Source organism: Mucilaginibacter pocheonensis (assembly GCF_031456535.1).
In the GTDB taxonomy this organism is placed as follows: domain Bacteria; phylum Bacteroidota; class Bacteroidia; order Sphingobacteriales; family Sphingobacteriaceae; genus Mucilaginibacter; species Mucilaginibacter pocheonensis.
This window is the reverse complement of record NZ_JAVDUU010000003.1, coordinates 1,021,678-1,041,436: the sequence shown is the minus strand read 5'-3', so window position 1 is coordinate 1,041,436 and position 19,759 is coordinate 1,021,678. Positions and strand designations below refer to the sequence as shown.

Genomic DNA, 19,759 nt, shown 5'->3' with positions numbered 1-19,759 from the left:
TAAATTTAACCTCATGAACCTTAACGCATCTCTTCCAGCATCCAGTTCCCAGGAAAACTTAGAAACCATTTGCAAAAATAAACTGGCGCTGCGGTTTAGCCCGGAACTTTTTGAGTTGCGGTATGAAAACCTGCGCGATAAGGGGATTGACCTTACGGTGGAGATCAAGCAAAATGGTTATTATACCAATTTTCGGTTTGCGGTTCAGTTGAAGGCGACAGCCTCGGTTACTCCGGGCAAGGACGGTTCGCTTTCCTTCCCGGTAGAGATCAGCAATTTGAACTACCTGTTAAACTTCGGGATGCCGGCCTTTTATATACTTTATGATCATACCGCCGACCGGATCTACATTGAACGGGCCGAAGATGTGTACCGTAGTGTCTTGCAGAAATACAGTCCTGACCAGTTGCCTAAAACGTATACGGTTAATTTCACCCAACTGCTTACCGATGAAATGATCGATGAAGTTTACCGGCAAACTTTTGAGGCCGGAACGATCATGAAGAAGTTAGGCCCGCAGTTGTATTTTTCGTCTCGGCAGAAAGACGGGATCAAGGGATTTGTGATCGATGATGAGCAGGATGTCTATAATGTGGAGCAAAATATAGAGTTCATCGAGCAGGTGGGTTGGGTGCTGGTGAACCGGCGTGAATTCGACCGGATCATCGAGATAGAGCAGCGCACGCATCCGAGAACGAAAGCGTCGGCCGGGTTCAATATGATCTGCGGTATGGCTTATTACCAAAAGGGTCAGTTGTTTAAGGCCATTGAATTACTCAAACAGGCACAGTCGGAAAAAGATATGATCACGGCAGACAACCGTGGCCTGGTCGATTATTTCCTGCTGCATTCCCGTTACTTATTGGGTATGATCGATCTAGATGCCTTAAGATCAGCAGTGGCGAAAATCGTCGCGGATGACAATGCGGGAAGCTTTATCAAACTGGATAATAGTCACCACCAGTTAATGGCTACTGGGGGAACGCCGGAAGAAATGATCTCGGAATTTTACAAGCATTGTTTGGAATTAATTGCCCAGGAAGAACATAACCCGATCACCAGGATCATGGGTTATTCCAAGTTGCTGGGCATGGAAGGGGATCTGTTATTGCATGAGTTAACGAACAATTATATGCTTACGCTGGGCAGAAAGCAAGATGTGTTGCGGGAGGCGATCAACCGGGATTGGGCTGTTTTTGACAGGCAATTGCAGGTACAATACAAAGACCTGACCGGATTTGCATTTAAGGCGCAGGACTTTTCGGCCATTAATAACTTGATGATGCACCAGGTGCAATGGGATTATAAAAAGGCTTTTCATTTTCATGCCTTTCAGAACTGGAGCCCGGAAACATTCAAGGTGTCAGGCCCCATCAGCGCGGCGGCCAGAAGGCGGCTGGAAAATGGCCTGGTGGTGATGGATAAAGTGGAAGAAGCGTATGAAAGGTTGATGAGCATAGAAAATCTGTACGCCTGCCTGAGTTTCAAATATCAGTTGCTGGATTTTATGGGTGAGGCGGAAAAGGTGGCGGCTATCGCTGCTCAATTAGCGAAACTGATCGATACTTATGAGTTGAATGCCCTAAGAAAGGGGTATGCGGACCTGTTAGCGGGTAACACGGAGCATCGACTTTTTTTCGACAGGGTGGCTGCTAAGATGACTAATATTTATGAGGTAGCTAAAGGGGCGGACATTGATCAATACATGTTCGAGGATGTGACGGAGGAGCGGAACAGGCTATTCAAACGAGCTCCGCAGTGGTCACTTCAAAAACTATTCCCGCTGGAAATCCCGGAATGATTTTTACTGTAATTTTGCCGGCTTTTGGCAATAGCTCAGGGCAAAGCGGTATCAGGTAACCTCCGTTTTTTTAGATCTTTGGATCAGTTAAGAGTAAAAAAGGAAAGTGCATGCTTGCGCTTTCCTTTTTTGCTAACGAATCATTACCAAAGGGTAATAATCAATTTAAAACCTCTCCAACTTCCTTTTTAATATTTTCATATCCTTGCTGATTTTTACATCAAGGACTTTGGCATAATGCTGTGTCTGTTTTAGTGACTTATGCCCCAGCATCTTTGACACTGTTTCCATTGGTACGCCATTAGTAAGTGTGATAGTAGTGGCAAAAGTATGTCTTGCGGTATGAAAAGTTAGCTTTTTATTTATACCAGTCACATCAGCAATCTCCTTTAAGTATGAATTCATTTTCTGATTAGTCAAGATGGGTAGGAGGGTGCTTGTTGTTAAGCATTTGGGATGATTGTTGTATTTATCAAGAATAGCCAGTGCATTTGGAAGTAATGGAAGTCTTGTGCTTGATTTAGTTTTTTGTCTGGTCGTGATGATCCATTTATCGCCATCTATACCAATCGTTATATCAGTAATGCGAAGTTTGTAAACATCACTATAAGCTAACCCGGTATAGCAACTAAAAAGAAATATGTCCCGGACATGGTTTAGCCTTTTTGTGTCGAATTGTTTATTCCTTATTCTGGTCAACTCATCCCCGGTCAAGACTACCGGTACCACCTCATCTCTTTTTGTACTAAAACCCAAAAACGGATCTTTTGTTAGCAACCCTTTTTGTTGACACTCCAAGACTATTTTTTTGAAATTCCCCAGGTATTTGACAGCAGTGTTATTTGCACAATTCCTCTCCGTTTTAAGCCAGAATAGAAATTGGGAGATAAACTCGTAATCTAAACTCCTAAGCTCCAGGTCTTCTTTTTTATACTTCCATTTGATGAAGTTTTGTACATGGTCGCAGGCTGTTCTGTAGCGGGTTAATGTGGCGGGAGCAATCTCTCGGCCTACCAAAGCTCTCATTTGCTTATTATGGCGCACAAAGGCTTCTACAATGAAATACTTTTTTTCATTGTTTCCAGTCAATACATCTTTAATGTTGTCGGCACTTAATGGTTTATTACTTTCCAGTAGTTTGGATTTCGCCCGATAAACCTTAACAGAAATCAAATCTAAATAAGAATTCAATTCTTTCGCTTCTTCGCTGATACCAGTTGTCCTGCCTAATTGTGCGTTCCATTGATCAGGTATCCATTGTCTTTTGGTTGATATTTCCCGACGCTCTCCGTCTACTGTGATACGTAAATAAATATATCTGTTTTCATTTTTTTGATTTTTGGTTTGCTTTAAATAGTAAAGCAAACCGAAGCTTTTTTCTAACATGAGTTCTTTTTAAAATGTCGGCAAAGCTGTCAAAGGTTATATTTAATTTAAAGAACAGGTATTTACATTTCTTAAATCTTAATTAAGAGATATTATTGATTTTGTCTTTTTGCCGAATTGAACAATCCAGTTGACTACATATGACATTATCGTCAATTGCCTTATATTAGCTGCTTAACCTAAATTATCATGAGAGAAATGACCATCGCAGCTGTTCAGCACGCGATCAATTTACTGGAATCGATCGATCCGTTGGAAGAATTGGCCTATGAGCGCGCTTTTCTTGCTTATATGACCGTTCCCAAACTTCCGGTAGTTATCTATAATATTGTTGAAAAAGTGGAGGTATTTCGGGCGAGAACACATTTTGACGACATCTTTTTTAACGATATCAAAGATATTTCACTGGCACCTCATGATGCTATCACAAAGTTTGCTCGTTGTAACCGGCCCTATCAATCGCGCTTTTACGGGGCCAGCAACCGACCGACCGCGTATATGGAACTCGCCAATTACTGGGCGGACGAGAAGGCTGTCGACGAACATTTATTTGTAACCATTGGACGATGGCTGGTTAAAAAGCCTTTTTCTGCGTTAGTCATCAGTACACCTGATCCCGAGAACCGGATAAGTGAATATGATAAGATCCACGGGGCGGCGATCGATGAATTAATCAACGAACAGCAGGGAGAAGAGAGGGAAGCAACTATCTTAATGTATCGCTACCTCTTCACCAAGTTCCGCAAGCCGGCAAAGAAAGATCTCTTAACCTATATCATAACAACAGCCTATTGTAATGTGGCTTTGTCGACCATTCCTAATCCCGATGCGATAGATGCTATCTTTTATCCGAGCGTTCCTTATGGCGGCAAAGGCGTCAACTTTGCATTCAATAATCGCTTTGTTCGAAACGATAATATTGAACTGCTCGATGCGCTACGGGATGAGTTCAAGGTATATATTAGTGAAGAAAATAAAAAATCATTTCAACAAGTAGGGCAGGTACAGGCAAACGAGATAGTTTTAAACCAAAATCAAATCCAATGGTAAGAACGATACATGAATGGATCTGAAATCTCACATTAGTTAAGTCGCGCTTAGTTATCTTATCAACCGGTTAAGTTATATTCCCTTTCTTTTTGATAAAGTTATTGTTAAGTTTCCGCTTTATAAGCTGATTTATATGTTGCCTAAACACGATTCATTTTTAACAAAAATTGCGGTTTGCATTCAACACCCTGATAATAACCAAACAATTGGGAGTGGGGTAGTTTACAATCACAAGACTCTTGGCGATAAGCTCTACATTCTATCCGCAGCCCATTGTTTTTTTAACGACGGCGATCAGTTTCAGGAGCCGGTTGACACGGTAAACCTGTTGTTTTTTAATGCCATTACGAATAATTATGAGACGGTAGTACATCGGGTGGATTTCGATTTGGTATCAGCAGACATTGACAAGGATGTAGCTGTGCTCGTGATTAGCAGACAAGTGCTGGAATCTCTTACAGGTACATTGCCAATGATTGAAGCCGTACAGGAACGGCATTCCATAACACATTTTGTTGGAAAAGGATTTCCAAGTGCAACCATGGGACGGGAATTGGTAGCAATAGAGCCTAAATGGATGCAGGAAATCCCGACTATCAATAAGTTTCAGTTACATCTGAGTCAGGACTTCAGTTCAGCAGAATCAGCCAGGTCCCAGGTGGATGGGTTTTCGGGCAGCGGTTTGTTTCTGGTTGGCAGTGACAGCATCTATTTATACGGCATTTTTACCCGGTTTTTAGAAGCCGGAAAGCTTATCTACGGTCAATACCTGGCTACTATCAATGAATTGTTAAAAGCGAACTTTCTGCCCACGATAACCTTTACTTTTTTCGGCAGCAATGGTTTGACACCAGATTTCTTCAAAACAACGGCTGTCAAATCTGTAGACAACCTTGGCCCACGGTTTAATGAGGCGTTAAACCTTCGTCTGCCAATCGCACTCAAGTTCAATGACCTGGCGAAAGATGGCGTTTTTAAACAACGTTTTCTGAAAGCCATTGATCAATATTTGACCGCTAATAATTACAGATCGAGAGAGCATCAGGGATTGGAAACACTGGAAGATTTGTATGATGATCTGAAAAAATATATGAACGACTGGTATTCTGCTGTTGATTGGTCGCCGGAGGGTATAATCGACCGGAGCCGGCTGTACGAATTGATCGAAGAGTTTAATGCCGCTTCCAATGAGGTATCTGATACCTTGTATGCAAAAAGAAGTGAAATAATGAGGCTGGACAAAGGCGAAAACAAAAATTACAGCTACAACCCGCCCTTGTCAGGCGAACTAAGCCGCGTTCGGGAAATGCAGCGTAACAACCGGGAACTGGTTAATGATCTGGAAGAATTGGAAATTGATTTATCCAATAGTCCGGTTATGTTTCTGAAAGGAGAAGCGGGTTCCGGAAAATCCCATTTGTTTGGAGATGTTGTTTCACTTTGCAATGAAAATGGGCAGCCTGCCTTACTGTTGCTGGGACAGCTATTCAAAAAAGAGCAAACGATCTGGCAAAACATCCTAAGCCAATTGGATTTACCTTGTACCAAAGATGAGTTTCTAAGTTCCTTAGATGCCATTGGCAGACAAACCGGCTCAAGAGTACTTTTGATGATCGATGCGATAAATGAGGGAGCGGGGAAAGATCTTTGGTTTGACGCCCTGCCCGGATTTATCCATGATTTTAAAGCACATAGATATGTGGGCCTCGCGTTGAGTATCCGGAGCACCTACTGGAATACCGTGGTGCCCAAGAACGTCCAAAGCGATCAGGCAATAACCAAACTTACGCATGAGGGTTTTAGTGGTAACGAGTACAAAGCCTTACAATTGTTCTGCGCGTACTATGGTATCCGGCAGCCCAATTTTCCGATCTTGGCTCCCGAATATACAAGTCCTTTATTTTTGTAGCTCATTTGCCAGGGAATAAAAGCATCTGGCAAAAACGTGTTTCCGGCCGGTTTCCAGGGTATATCAAAGATTTTCATCTTCTATACCAGCGCGGTGGCCGCCCGTCTGGCCGCACGACGAGATATTTATAAAATGAGGCAAGCCGTGATCAAGTCTGCACTGGAGGCCTTTGCTTCGGCTGCATTCGAAAAGGACGGCGGGCGTTCATTGACGGTTGATGAGGCCCTGGCATTATTTGACGAACACTACATTAAATATTCGGATTTATTAAGCGACCTGATAGAAGAAGGTGTTTTTATTAAAGGAATCAGGACCAGCTATGACGAGAACGTAGATGATTGGGAAATCATTTATTTCGCTTACGAACGATTTGGCGATTTTTACATGGCAGGTCAGCTGCTCGCGCCGTTCCAAACGCAGACTGAAGTAAAGAACGCATTCGCCAAGGGCGAAAAGCTCGGTAAGATGGCTAGGGATATGTACCGTTATAACACGGGAATCCTCGAAGCATTCGCTGTTTTGCTGCCGGAAAAGTTCCAGCTGGAGATCGTAGAAGTCTTTCATTGGTTGTTTGAAGAGGAATCGGACGACATCGATAATACCAAGGACTGGCTCAACCAATGGATGATCGATAGCCTTAAATGGCGCGATACGTCCAGTATAGACAACGAGAAGCTGACGCAATGGATCAGGTCATCCGGACACTTCTTCATGGATATCAATAATTACCTGTATTTCCTGGTAGAAATGTGCGCTGTCGGGAACCATCCGTTTAACGGGGATCGTCTGCACAGGTTCCTTTCCAATTACACGATGGCGGAGCGCGATGGCTTTTGGCAGCGCCATATTCAAGGTTATCACGGACGTGACGACAGCGAAATGGCATTTCCGATTACCCGGCTCATTGATTGGGCCTGGCAGGATGATATTTCGGTTTTGACAGACCGGGAAACCGCGCGCCTGGCAGGGCAAACACTGGCCTGGATATTATGCACGACGAACAGGGGGTTGCGGGATCAGACCACCAAAGCAATGGTTAATCTGCTTCAGGATCAGCCTGGAGCCCTTATCGCGATCTTAGACGCATTTAAGGACACCGATGATATGTACATCGCGGAACGTTTGTATGCGGTAGCCTATGGCTGTACATTGAGATCTTCCGATAACAAAACGCTGGAAGCACTGGCCAAAGCGATATACCAGCGTATTTTTGAAAATAGAAACCCGCCTGAGCATATCTTGTTACGGGATTATGCCCGATGCAGTATCGAATACGCTTTCTCAAAAGGGCTTGTTATTGACATTGACATGAATACAGTTCGTCCGCCCTATCAAAGCATCCTTCCCGACTCGTTTCCGACCGAAGAGCAGGTCAAAAAACACGAACTTGATGATAATGATCCGGATTACCGGAAAAAGAACGGTTCTGCCACCCACCAGATTTTACGTTCCGTTCTGACCTGGGACTTTTCCCGCTACACAATTGATAGCGCACTTCATCACTTGTCGCCCCTGAAATTTACTTTTAAGGATGAATTAGACGTTTGGCTGAATAAGCTTCCGCGCGGGAGCAAAGCTGATCTTACGCGCCTGGAAAAGTACCTTGAAATGCGGGACACCTTTAAGAACCGGGGAACACGTATGGACCGCATTTGGACCAAGGAAGACGCCGATAAATTCAGGGAAACCATTGAAAAGTTTTACAAAGAGATCGATGAACGCGTAAGATCACGAATGAACCTGGAACAACTGACTTTTTTTGATGAACAGGTGATGCCTTATTTTTTATTGAAACTGCAACTAAAAAAGAAAGAAAACGTAGGCCTGGATCACAAGGGCATCAAGCAGTGGATTGTTCAGCGCGTATTTGATTTGGGTTACAACGGCGAGATTCATGGTGATTATGATTCTTCACAGCGCGACTACGATGACCGCTCTTCATCGAGAGTAGAACGAATCGGCAAAAAATACCAATGGATCGCTTTTCACCAGATGATGGCCATACTTACCGATAATTACAAAATACAGGAACGTTGGTCTGACCGAAAAGCCCAGCATTACCAGGGCCCCTGGGAAATGATGCTGCGGGATGTCGATCCTTCCTTTACGACAAGAGAGGAGCGGGATAAATATCCCGAAGATGATTTCGGCATTGTGGACCATAAAGGCAAATGGTGGTCAATGGGAAAATATGACTATTGGCACCGGATCCCGGCCGATTGGGCAAATACAATCGCGGATATGCCCAATCCGGCACAATGTATTCAGAAGACCGATGAACAAGGAAAGGAGTGGTTGTACCTGAACATGTCCTATAACTGGAAAGAACCAAAACTTGTCGGTCGTGACCGCTGGGACGAAGGCCGGAAGGAAATCTGGTATATGTTCCAGGCTTATTTTATCCCAAAAACTAAAGCGCCTGCCATAAAAGACTGGTTAAGGCAACAAAACTTTTTCGGTCGCTGGCTGCCGGAAAATCATTCCGTGACCGATCTGCTGGCCCGCGAAAACTACTGGTCGCCTATCAGTAAGGAGCAGCAACGGGAGACATCTCTCTGGCAAACCTTATGAGATTCAAACCACAAAGTGATGCTGGCCACCGCTACGGCCATAGGTGAAATGAGTGAAGATAAATCCGGCGCGCACTTTCAATACCTGATGCCGGCCAGGAAACTGTTTGATGCGCTGGGGCTGCGTTATGCAAGAAAGGATGGGGAATTTTTAAATCCCGCAGGAGAAATAGTGGTGACAAACGTGAGTCCGAATGGCGCAATGATCCGAAAAGACGAACTGCAATCCTTTCTGGAAACTCAAAATATGGAAGTCATTTGGCTACTGTTAGGCGAAAAGAACTCGTTCAACAGAAATAACGAAGACGACGATTTCCGCAAAGCCATGAGCGGTGTATACAGTTTAGCCGAGGAGGAAATAAGTGGCTCCATGAACGTAACTGATTGGTAAATATGGAAATCTGTTTCTATAGAGCCGAGTGCGGCGATGCGGCCAGCCTGCGATATGTGGACAACGACGGTAAAATTTATAACGTATTGATCGATTCGGGTTACGAAAGAACTTATCGGGATATCCTCAGCTCAAAAGTCGAAGATATACAAACCCGTAACGAGCAAATCGATCTATGGGTCATTTCCCATATACACAGCGATCATATTGGCGGTGTGATAAATTATATCGCTGCCATTAACAAAGGCCTTCAACCTGATTTGGTAGCACAATGGCTATACAACCCGCCCCGGCCTGATGCCAGGCGATTACTGACTAAACAAACCAGCACAGCCGCAAGTATCGGGCAAGGTGACAACCTCACAAAATATTTAAATGGCATCAACAAATACCCCGATAGGGAGTATACCAGCGAAATGCCCGCTGTAACCGTTGGCTCTCTGACGCTAACACTACTTTCACCCGGTCGCTTACAACTTGAAAACCTCCATACTAAATATAAATTACCTAATACGCCCCTGGAAAAAATTGAAAATGAAATTGTCAGCGAAGCAAAAGGCGTTAAAAAACGAGATCACCACATCAAAGTCGATGACTTCGATCTCCTTAAATGGAAACAGGATGACAATGTAGACAACGGCAGCAGCATCAGCTTCATTTCTCAGTACAATGGCAGTAATATCCTTTGGCTCGCTGATGCTCACCCAAACGTGGTGGCCCAAAGCCTGAAGGACCTGGGCTATTCCATCACAAATCCATTAAGCTGTACCCACGTCAAAGTAGCCCACCACGGCAGCTCCGGAAATAATAGCGATGAACTATACAGCCTCATCAAGTGCCACAGTTATATTTTCAGCGTAAACGGTGACAATAAAGACCGGCTACCTAACAAGGAAAGCCTGGTCAGAATACTCAAGCGCCCCAACCGGGACATTCGAGTAAAATATACCTTTTATTTTACCTACGACGATAGCATCCTGCGATCGATATTTTCGGTAGATACGGATTCGGTCTTTGAAAAACTCAATTTTGAGGTGCAATATGGTTCGGGAAATTTCTTAGCGTTCTCTATTTAACCGTTATTGACATTTTTAAGTTGCGCGACAATTTTATCCACCGCGTTTGCGAATGCTATTTTGTTGACGCGGTCCTTATTGAAGTTTGTAAAATCGGCTGAGTTGATCCGGCGTATTTCTTCAATATTAAGCCAATATTCTTCCATTTTGTCAACCGGTCTGATCTGGTCTTTCTGAATAGTAAACAGGTAATCATCAATATGTCAACGGTTATATTGATTAAAAGGACAGGTATTTTACATTCTTTAGATCTCAATTAAAGGATACTAATTGAGATAAGAGGAGCACTTTATTTAATCAGTTAATGCTTTGTAAAATAGTGCTTGGTGAGTCATTTTTAGGGCTAAAAAACGCTCCAAAAGACGCTCATGAGTTTTGCGATTTTATACGAGTTTTGTTATTTTCTAACAAACTCTGAAAACAAAAACCCTCTAATTAGCGAAATTAGAGGGTTTTTGTTTTCTCAAAATTAGGTTCGAAATCAACGCATACAATTAAAAAAACCCTGTAAATACTTGATTTACAGGGTTTTATAAATTCAGCGGAGAGCTAGGGTTCAGAACCATCGCTCTAATATATTGATTATCAGTAATTTACATTTTCAAGTGTTCCTTACTCTACGAATGACGCAAATAGCAAGTTTACTCTAATTGTTAAGCCAAATATAGCCACATTTTAATATTTTTCAAAAATTATGCGCTCTTTTAGTATCAAAAAATTTCCATCAATTTTATGAAAAAGGTTCGGGATCCTACATTATTATAATTCACTGTTTAATAAATACTTAAATTGAAAAAGACGCAAATTCTGACAGCTCATTTTAGTAGAAATTAGGTTCGGCATCTTGTTATCTTTTAATGAAAAGTAAACGCTTCTCCGTTTACGATGGCTGTGACCTGCTCATCAGTAAGCGGTGCCCCTAAAATATCCATGCCGGCCTTAGAAAAGCCTGTTGACGTAAGTACAACAGGTTTTTCATTGCTAATATTGGGGGTTGTACAACAATTAATCTCATCTGTTGAGCTAAGATTCTAACATTTGGTCCTTCGCATGGCCCGCTAATAACTCAGCCATTATCGTCGCTGATCTCTTGCAATAGCTGCCTGTAGGCCAGGTTATAGTGGCTAGCCGGGTCATGCCATCTCCAGTAATTTTCACTGCTTTTAAATCAGGATGATTGAATATTGAGGAGCCCATCAGAACAGTTGCCCACTGGCCGCTATCTACTAATTGCAGAAGCATATTGATATCATTAATCTCCATTTGAATAATAGGTTCTAAGTTGTGGCGTGACAGTAATAGATTTAGATAATTGCGGATGCTAAATCCCCCCGATGGTAATATCAGTGGCAACTTATCTAATTGTTTAATGCCGATCTGTTTTTTTGCAGCCAATGGATGACTGGAGTGCACAATCAACGCAAGGCAGGAAGAAAACAGACGCTGCGTTTTATAGCTGCCGCTTTTTTCTTCTTGTGAGAAGGAAAGCATCAAATCTATATGGCTTTGATCAAGTTTTTCTAGTAATTCCTGAGTTGTACCGAATACGATATCCAAATGGATTTTTGGGCATTTTTGCGAAAAGTCAATGATGGCTTTAGTAAGTAATGCGGTTAGCCCATAGGTTACACCAATAGTCAGTGTCCCGGTATTGAGGTTCATCAGATCCTTCAACATGTCTTTCCCGTCGCTGGCGTCCTTAACGGTTTTAATGGCATAAGGCAGAAATGTTTTTCCTGCCTCTGTTAAACGCACCCGCTTTGCAATCCGGTCAAATAAAGGTATGCCCAATTCGTCTTCCAGTTGTTTGATCTGTTGGGACAGCGTGCTTTGCGTGATATACAATACCCCGGAAGCCTCCGTGAAATTTTGCAGTTCGGCTGCCTTAATGAAATAATTAAGTTGGCGAAGTTCCATTTTTAAATATAGCAACATGATCGGTATTGTCGATCAACTATATCGAAAATAAGAGTTTAGACGATTAGTAATTAAGTAGGACCTTTGATATATCAAACAAAAAACAACATTATGGAAATCCTACAAAACTCTGATAACGCGCTTTCTCACTCAATTGTTAAAGCAATTATTAATGCTCCAATTGAAAAAGTAAACATTGCTGACTGGCTGTTCAACCTACCCGATGAAGAATATCAAAGATGTTCTACCGCTCATATCGCTGCCGGCTTTACCCATACTTTAGATGGGGAACCTATGTCGATCAATGTGGAAACTATTGGTGGCGCGCTGATTATCCAGCATTATGTGGCTACAGAATATCGGGCAGATTATTGCCGGATGTTATCGGTGTCTGACGCTATCTCAGCAAATGGCCGCAGTAAAGTTCAGGTATTATGGGAACTAAAGGCCACAAAATTAGATGATAATACCTGTGAATATACCAATGAAATTCATGCAACCGCCACGCCGGAATTCTTTGAGTTTATAAAAATGCACAATATTACATTAGCACAAGCGGCTCATGACAGGCAGGTTGCATCAGATACTCATAATCATGAGGAGACACCGCTGTTTGCAAAAAGTATAGAAAAAAAAGCCCTTACCGGTAACTACGGAATTTAATTAGCATTCAAGTATGAAAAGCAGACTTATCAAGCTTGCGCGCATGCCGGAAGGTATGCCACAGATCATTGACTTCCAGTTGGAAGAAGACGAACTGGGACCTATAAAAAATGGTGAGTTGTTATTAAAGCCATTATATTTTTCCGTTGATCCATACCTTCGAGCTGCTATGAGCGGGGGACATCCGCCCAATTTGAACGTGGGTGATATAGTTAAATCACGTGGTATTGCCGAGGTAATTACATCAACTCATAGGAATTTCGCGAAAGGGGATTTTGTAATGGGTTATATGGAATGGCGTGACCGACTTGTGGCTAGTGCAAGTGAGCTCAACCGCCTTGAGGCTAGAGGATTGCCCTTAAGCGCATACCTGAGTGTATTAGGATCTACCGGGTTGTCAGCTTATTTTGCGCTTAACGAAATTGGAAAGCCTAAGAAAGGAGAAACGATGGTCGTTTCCGGAGCAGCTGGCGCGGTTGGGAGTATTGCCGGCCAAATCGGGAAAATTTTTGGTTGTAAAGTTATTGGTATTGCCGGCAGCGATGAGAAAATAAAGTTGATTACTTCCGATTTCCGATTCGATGGGGCAATCAACTATAAAACCAGTAAGGATATTGGTGCTGCCATAAAGAACCTTTGCCCTGAAGGCGTTGATGTTTATTTCGATAACGTTGGCGGCGATGTATCAGACGCAGTGCTCAGCAGTATGAACAATTATGGGCGTGTAGTGGTTTGCGGAACGATTGCTGAATATAATGATAGTCAACCGGCAATGGGTCCAAGATTGCTGCCGCTTATCGTTTTTAAAAAATTGTTATTACAGGGATTCCTCATTGGCGATTATAAAGACCGGTTTGAAGAGGGTAGAACTCAATTGCAACAATGGCTGGCTGACGATAAAATCCGTTATCAGGAAACAATTACAAAGGGCTTTGAGCAACTTCCCAATGCGTTTATTGGACTTTTTAATGGTGAAAATTTAGGTAAGATGTTAGTTGAAAGCCGTTAAGACGTACGGCAAACATTGTTAAAGAACCCGGGTCAATTTCGTTAAAGACTATTGTTTCTTTAATGCCTTTAAGTGATATCATAGCTTCCCTAAAAACAAAAAAGACCGTCCTTGGAGACAGCCTTTATCATCTATTATGTCGAAGATTTCCGACTATATATTATATTATTGTCTTATTTTAGTTAATAATATTGCCACTGAATCTGGTTTGGCCAGGAAAGCGGAATGGCTGGTATTTAGTTGATAAACTGTTTATACGCCGACTGCAGCAATCATGCGGTTTTGCAAGGCTGGCGATACCACGTGATCTTGCAAGGTTTTGATGAAAATCTTCTCAACAGAACCGAAATTAGCAGCGGTCAATGTCACTGGATTCGTAAATGGAATTGCTGGTTCAGGACGATAATTTGAAAAACAAGATTTTGAATCTGAGCAGAACCATCCTGGATAGGGAGAGTTTCGAACTTTACTCCATTTAAACTGGCGATCAATTGATTAACCAATTTTTCTGTTGTAACTCTACGAATTACGCAACACGATTTTCCTTCATAATAAGTATCTGGAAATAGGGTAGGAGGCCTTTTTAAGCCATTCAGAGTTTTCTATCCATCGGAATCACGGAATGCTATGAGGGTTGTTAGTGCCTAATGGGATTAGTTAAGAATATCAAAGCCGGAAGATAATTATCTTGCGGCTTTGTAAAGTTTGGTGAAACCCTGGATGTAAATAATCGTAAGACTAATTTTTGATTTAAACGGCTGATTTGCAGTTTATAGTTTCCTTAATGTGCGAAAAGCATATTATTTGATTTGAAGATAGTTAATAGGCTTGTTATTTTAGCCTTCTATGAATCATACAGAACAACTTGCAATTGAAATTAAAAGACTTCGCACCCAGGGAGTAAATCTTGTTAATGCTATTCAGGTTGAAGTGTATCCCGAGGAACTGGAATCGCATTTTACGAATAACCTTAAAAAGGATTTTGAAGCTTTCAAAAAATCACTTCCAGTTTTTAAAAGTGCTTACCAGGCTTGGTATTCTGAATCTCAAATCGTTATCAAGCGATTTTTGCCACTGCGTTTTAACGACTTTATTTCCTTATATGAAATCCCAAAAGGCAGAAAAGAGTTAAAAAAGGAGAATTATACCCTAGAAGATTATTTAAGGAATACGGTTGTTACATCCGGATTTGATAAAAAGATCATTGCTGGGCCCGCAGATGCTATACCATTGGTTCAGCAACAATTGAATATACTTGACTCGGTGACAGTACGCCTCGAAAGCACCATTGCAGAAATAAGTGAGATATTACAGGCGGACCTGCTTGATAAAATGCTGGCTTCTGCGCAAAATCTTGCAAAAAATGGGCTGGCTAGGTCGGCAGGTGGAATTTGTAGCGCAATTCTCCAGCAGCACCTTGAAACACTCAGGGTTAAATATGATTTAAAATCACCCAAGAAAAACCCGACATTAAAAGATCAGAATGATCTTTTAAATAAAGCCGAAATATATGATTTTGGCACAGCACGGAACATAGACTATCTGATCGATCTTCGGGATTTATGTGTCAAAAATAACAAGCAGGCACCTTCAGCTAAAGAAATCGACGAACTCTTATCAGGGACAGAAAAGGTCATCAAGACAATATATTAGGCCTGTTCGTTTTATAGGGAACAATGTTCTTAATTTGTATCCAATTAAATGGTGAATATGTAAAACCCGATTTTAATTATGCTTCCATATCACTCCCTGATCGTTTTTGATGAAAAAACAAACAGGCCGGTCTACAGATTTATTGCCAATAGGTTGATCAGCTTGATTCAACATGGTACGTTATTGCCCGGCACTTTTCTTCCCGGAACGCGTGAAATGGCGGTATTGCTTAAGTTGCATCGAAACACAATCATTAAAGCCTATAACGAATTGATTGCGCAGGGTTGGGCCGAAGCAATTGATCGAAAAGGAATTCAGATAATCGCCGAATTGCCTATCGTGAAGCCCAGGTCATTTAACCCGGTGAAGAATTTTCCTGTCAGCGAACATCACCGAAATGGCGAACGAGAAGTCAATGCAGATCATAGGTTCATTCCCATAACCGAGAAGAAGCCTGATATCGTAGTCAATGATGGTTTTCCTGATCCCTCACTCGCCCCGGTCGAAGAGATTTTAAAGGAATATAGGAAGTATATGAAGCCGAACGTGCTAAAAGAATTGCTGGCTATCAAGCAAATGGGTGGCAACCAGGAACTACGTGCTTCCACAGCAAAATTTCTTAGCGAATCCCGTGGTCTCAACATATTACCCGAAAATGTGCTGATCACCCACGGCGCGCAGATGGCAATTTATATCGCCGCCTTACTGTTGATCAAACCAGGCGATGAAATTGTTGTATCTGAACCGAGTTATTTTATCGCCGATGAATTATTCCGTAATCTTGGGGCAAAGGTAAATAGAGTACCGGTCGACCAGGACGGTATAGATATCGCCGCGCTGACAGAGGTTTTGCGTTCAAAGGATATCAAATTGATGTATATTATACCACATCATCATCATCCCACCACTGTCACCATGACCGCCTCAAGGCGAATTACTTTACTAAACCTAATCCGAACATATAACCTATGGGTTATTGAAGACGATTATGATTATGACTTTCATTATCAAAACAGCCCGATACTACCGCTTGCAAGTGCCGACCATCAAGGTCAAATCATCTATATTGGTTCTTTTACGAAAATACTGGCACCGTCCTTTAGGGTCGGCTACATGGTTGCCGGTGCTGATTTTGTGAGTAAGGCGATCAACACCAGGCGATTTATTGACCTAGGTGGAGATACTGTCATGGAGGCGGCAATCTCAAGCCTTATAGAATCGGGAGAATTGAGTCGCCATATCAAAAGGTCAAAAAAAGTCTATCAAAACCGTTGCGAACTTGTCTGTAAACTATTGACCAAAGAACTACCGCATATGGTCACTTTTACAAAACCTCAGGGAGGAATGGCATTATGGCTTCAATTTGCCAGCGCTTACCCACTTTCCGTGGTTCTGCCTATACTGGCCCAACATGGTATTCAGATGATTGGGAGCGCCTATTACAAAGGCGTAAACAAAAATTATAATCATATCCGATTTGGCTTTGCCTCACTTTCCGAAGATGAGATGCGGAAGATCGTATCTTGTTTAAAAGATATCGCTCCCAAAACTTAATTCAGCCACCTCTCTATGGTGGTTTTCGTAAGCGAAAAAGTTAATCTAGTTGAAGAAATGATGCATCCCGATAGATTAAATGCCTATTCGCATATAAGTCTTGTTTTCTAATGTTCTGATATAGAGTATCTTGCATTTTAACTTCTTCAATACGGCCTTGAAACCAATATCTGGAACCCTTTAACTTTGAAATCTGGTCTGTAAACTAGTCCAATTGCTGGCATAATTTTGTTTTAATCGCAATGGGGCGATCAAAATATAAAAATCATGAAAAAAATAGTATTGGCTACAATGGCTATAGTTGGCCTTCTGATCACATCGACAAAAGCGCAAACAGGTCACGTGGAGGCTACGAAAACACCACCGCAAGTTATCTTCACCAAATTGTTAAATACCCCGTCTCTGAAAAATCAGGAATTTAAGATGGTGCTTGTTACTTTTCAGCCCGGAGAAATCGGTGCTCCACACCGTCACCCAATTCCAACCTTCGCTTATGTAATAGAGGGTGAATTTGAATCAACCTTTAACGGTAAAACTCATCACTATAAAGCAGGTGACGCTTTTTATGAAGAGCCAAATTTAGTTCACGGACAAACAAAAACGCTTGGTGATAAACCGGTAAAATTGCTGGCAATATTTATCGGTGATAAGGGAAAACCTTTCATTGAGCCGGCAAAATAATAGGACAAGTCATTTCTGAATTTTTTGGATTGAACAGCATTAGGGCTGTGAAACAAATATATGCTGCGGTACTAACGCCGCAGCATTAAAATCCTTAGATAATTGCGGACGATCACTAACTGCGAATTATTCTAAAGCCTTGAGCCTAATGCTCTATAACAGTTAATAATTTTTATTATAAACACTATTCCATTAACATATAAAATACCATGATTACTGATAATAAATATACACAGCTCTATCTACGCCTTGCCTTGGGCATAGGCTTTATTGTTCCCGTGCTAGACCGGTTAGGCATGGTCGGAGCACCCGGACAGCCAAATATTTCCTGGGGTAATTGGGATAAATTTATCGGTTTTACCGGGGTCCTGATGCCATATCTTAGCAAGCCGCTTGTTATGGGTGCCGGTTTTTTTGCAACTCTTCTTGAAGCTATTTTCGGCATTTGTCTAATCATAGGTTATAAAACCAGACTTATGGCTTTAGGAAGTTTTGCACTTACCCTGATATTTGGCCTGTCTATGGTTGCTTTTCTTGGCTACAAGGCTCCGTTGAATTTCTCAGTATTTCCTTGTAGCGCAGGTAGCTTGTTACTTGCCACATTAACGAATTATGAGTTCAGCATCGATCAGTATTTATATAAAAAGTCAATCAGTGACCTGAGGACCTTTAATAAATAACACTATTATCTGATAAGAAATAAGCACTTGCATTGCAGGCGATTGAATTATTTATTACTTAATGCTTAGAAAAATGACTGCTGAATTTATTGCGGTTTCAGGCAGCGGCCTGGCCTGGACAATTGTATATACTGCATTGGTATACCGCGGTATTAAAGATAAATCCTATGGAATGCCATTGATCCCCCTGGCACTTAATTTTGCATGGGAGGTTGTTTTTTCCATCGTTTATCCTCCTAAGGCTACCGGCGTTGCCGGGGTTGTGGTTAATGCTATCTGGATGGTGTGTGACATCGGTATCGTTACAACCTATTTCCTATACAGCTACAAGTATTTTTATAAATATTACCAAATTTCAAGATCCACCTGGGTAATTACTACTTTGTTCGCATTTATATTTTCTTTTGGTGTCATGCTAACCGGCGGACCTTTTTTCGGGCAGTTTAAGGATTATTTTTTTGGGGAAATTTGGCAAGGGGGGATATTCATCGCCTACATTCAAAATCTCATTATATCGTCATGTATGATTACTATGTTATGGCAGCGCCGCAGTTCTGAAGGCCAATCTCTCTATATCGGGGTATTTAAATGTATCGGCACAGGTTTGACAGTTGGGTTCTATTACCTGTTTATTTTACACAAGGGCCATGCTACCTTAATGAATATAATTGTTGGTGCGACCTTTATTCTTGACGTCATCTATATCAATTTGATTTATAAACAAATCAAAGCTGAAGGAAAACAACCTTGGCTTCGATTTTAACTTAAAGCATAAAATGAGAAGGAAATTTGTATCCAACTCGGAAGAATCCGTAAGAATGTTTAAGAGTGATTTTTTGGAAGCCTTATCAAAGGTGCACTTTACAGTTCCAATCTGGGTTTACATGCCGGTAATTATTTGGGGAATATATCAATCACTACACATAGGAGATTCAGTAACCTACCTTATCTCTCAAATTATTGCCGGACTATTTGTATGGACGTTCACTGAATATGTGATGCACAGGTATTTATTTCATTGGACGCCACCAGGCAAATTCGGTGAGCGGATCCATTTTATTTTTCATGGTGTGCATCACGATTATCCAAGCGATAAAAAAAGACTCGTTATGCCACCGTCAGTAAGCCTTCCACTGGCAATCTGCTTTTATTTTTTTTACAGGTTGATTTTACCCGAAACTTTTTTCTGGGGTTTTTTCTCAGCTTTTTTATTTGGTTATCTGGTCTATGACATCGGTCACTATGCTATGCACCATTTTAATTTTAAAAGTGGTGTGTTTAAGAAGATCAAGCGATATCATATGTTACATCATTACCAGGAGCCCGAAAGAGGTTTCGGGGTAAGTTCCGCACTATGGGACAGAATTTTTAACTCAGGCTTCAGTAATGAAAAGTCCACTGAAAGGCATTAATGTTTTT

At 41.7% G+C, this 19,759-nt stretch carries 17 protein-coding genes; 14 read left to right on the top strand and 3 right to left on the bottom strand.

Annotated features, from left to right (window positions below; translation table 11 throughout):
- Window positions 1–13: 13 nt before the first annotated feature.
- A complete protein-coding gene (locus J2W55_RS17760) occupies window positions 14–1,801 on the top strand; it encodes a DUF4365 domain-containing protein (protein WP_310098663.1) in 1,788 nt (595 codons plus the stop codon).
- 165 nt (window positions 1,802–1,966) lie between these two features.
- On the opposite strand, the gene J2W55_RS17755 is transcribed toward J2W55_RS17760, so the two are convergent.
- The gene (locus J2W55_RS17755) at window positions 1,967–3,187 is read right to left on the bottom strand and encodes a site-specific integrase (RefSeq protein ID WP_310098661.1); all 1,221 of its coding nucleotides are present in this window, start codon (window positions 3,185–3,187) and stop codon (window positions 1,967–1,969) included.
- Window positions 3,188–3,376: 189 nt separating this feature from the next.
- Here J2W55_RS17755 and J2W55_RS17750 point away from each other — a divergent pair, with 189 nt between their 5' ends.
- Both J2W55_RS17750 and J2W55_RS17745 read left to right on the top strand, forming a co-directional pair.
- A complete protein-coding gene (locus tag J2W55_RS17750; RefSeq protein WP_310098659.1) occupies window positions 3,377–4,237 on the top strand; it encodes an RES domain-containing protein in 861 nt (286 codons plus the stop codon).
- A gap of 133 nt (window positions 4,238–4,370) precedes the next feature.
- Window positions 4,371–6,146, top strand: a complete 1,776-nt coding sequence (locus tag J2W55_RS17745; RefSeq protein ID WP_310098657.1) for a hypothetical protein — start codon at window positions 4,371–4,373, stop codon at window positions 6,144–6,146.
- Between the two features lie 267 nt (window positions 6,147–6,413).
- On the opposite strand, the gene J2W55_RS17740 is transcribed toward J2W55_RS17745, so the two are convergent.
- Window positions 6,414–6,710 carry a hypothetical protein gene (locus J2W55_RS17740; RefSeq protein ID WP_310098655.1) on the bottom strand — a complete coding sequence of 99 codons (297 nt, stop codon included), beginning with the start codon at window positions 6,708–6,710 and terminating at the stop codon, window positions 6,414–6,416.
- Between the two features lie 3 nt (window positions 6,711–6,713).
- On the opposite strand from J2W55_RS17740, the gene J2W55_RS17735 reads away from it, so the two are divergent.
- From J2W55_RS17735 to J2W55_RS17725, 3 genes are read left to right on the top strand one after another with little or no spacing between them, the layout of a single operon-like run.
- On the top strand, window positions 6,714–8,717 hold the full coding sequence (locus J2W55_RS17735) for a hypothetical protein (protein WP_310098652.1): 2,004 nt from the start codon (window positions 6,714–6,716) through the stop codon (window positions 8,715–8,717).
- An 18-nt stretch (window positions 8,718–8,735) separates the two neighbouring features.
- A complete protein-coding gene (locus J2W55_RS17730) occupies window positions 8,736–9,107 on the top strand; it encodes a hypothetical protein (protein ID WP_310098649.1) in 372 nt (123 codons plus the stop codon).
- A 2-nt stretch (window positions 9,108–9,109) separates the two neighbouring features.
- On the top strand, window positions 9,110–10,183 hold the full coding sequence (locus J2W55_RS17725; protein ID WP_310098646.1) for an MBL fold metallo-hydrolase: 1,074 nt from the start codon (window positions 9,110–9,112) through the stop codon (window positions 10,181–10,183).
- A gap of 1,023 nt (window positions 10,184–11,206) precedes the next feature.
- Here the strand turns inward: J2W55_RS17725 and J2W55_RS17720 are convergent.
- Window positions 11,207–12,100: a LysR substrate-binding domain-containing protein gene (locus J2W55_RS17720; protein WP_310098642.1), complete on the bottom strand. Its 894-nt coding sequence runs from the start codon at window positions 12,098–12,100 to the stop codon at window positions 11,207–11,209.
- Between the two features lie 111 nt (window positions 12,101–12,211).
- Between J2W55_RS17720 and J2W55_RS17715 the strand changes: the two genes are divergently transcribed.
- The 8 genes from J2W55_RS17715 to J2W55_RS17680 all read left to right on the top strand — a co-directional run bounded on the left by J2W55_RS17715 (window position 12,212) and on the right by J2W55_RS17680 (window position 19,752).
- The gene (locus tag J2W55_RS17715; RefSeq protein WP_310098640.1) at window positions 12,212–12,763 is read left to right on the top strand and encodes a hypothetical protein; all 552 of its coding nucleotides are present in this window, start codon (window positions 12,212–12,214) and stop codon (window positions 12,761–12,763) included.
- A 13-nt stretch (window positions 12,764–12,776) separates the two neighbouring features.
- Window positions 12,777–13,772, top strand: coding sequence for an NADP-dependent oxidoreductase (locus J2W55_RS17710; RefSeq protein WP_310098638.1), 996 nt, complete (start codon window positions 12,777–12,779; stop codon window positions 13,770–13,772).
- An 846-nt stretch (window positions 13,773–14,618) separates the two neighbouring features.
- Window positions 14,619–15,425, top strand: a complete 807-nt coding sequence (locus J2W55_RS17705) for a hypothetical protein (protein ID WP_310098636.1) — start codon at window positions 14,619–14,621, stop codon at window positions 15,423–15,425.
- Between the two features lie 78 nt (window positions 15,426–15,503).
- Window positions 15,504–16,979 (top strand): MocR-like pyridoxine biosynthesis transcription factor PdxR, encoded by a 1,476-nt coding sequence (gene pdxR, locus J2W55_RS17700; protein WP_310098635.1) that lies wholly within the window; start codon window positions 15,504–15,506, stop codon window positions 16,977–16,979.
- Between the two features lie 267 nt (window positions 16,980–17,246).
- Complete coding sequence (locus J2W55_RS17695; protein WP_310098632.1) at window positions 17,247–17,660, top strand: cupin domain-containing protein; 414 nt, start codon at window positions 17,247–17,249, stop codon at window positions 17,658–17,660.
- Between the two features lie 209 nt (window positions 17,661–17,869).
- Entirely contained in the window at window positions 17,870–18,340 is a 471-nt protein-coding gene (locus J2W55_RS17690; RefSeq protein ID WP_310098630.1) for a TQO small subunit DoxD, read from the top strand.
- A gap of 73 nt (window positions 18,341–18,413) precedes the next feature.
- Complete coding sequence (locus J2W55_RS17685; protein ID WP_310098628.1) at window positions 18,414–19,103, top strand: transmembrane-type terpene cyclase; 690 nt, start codon at window positions 18,414–18,416, stop codon at window positions 19,101–19,103.
- A 13-nt stretch (window positions 19,104–19,116) separates the two neighbouring features.
- The gene (locus tag J2W55_RS17680) at window positions 19,117–19,752 is read left to right on the top strand and encodes a sterol desaturase family protein (protein ID WP_310098625.1); all 636 of its coding nucleotides are present in this window, start codon (window positions 19,117–19,119) and stop codon (window positions 19,750–19,752) included.
- Window positions 19,753–19,759 lie beyond the last annotated feature (7 nt).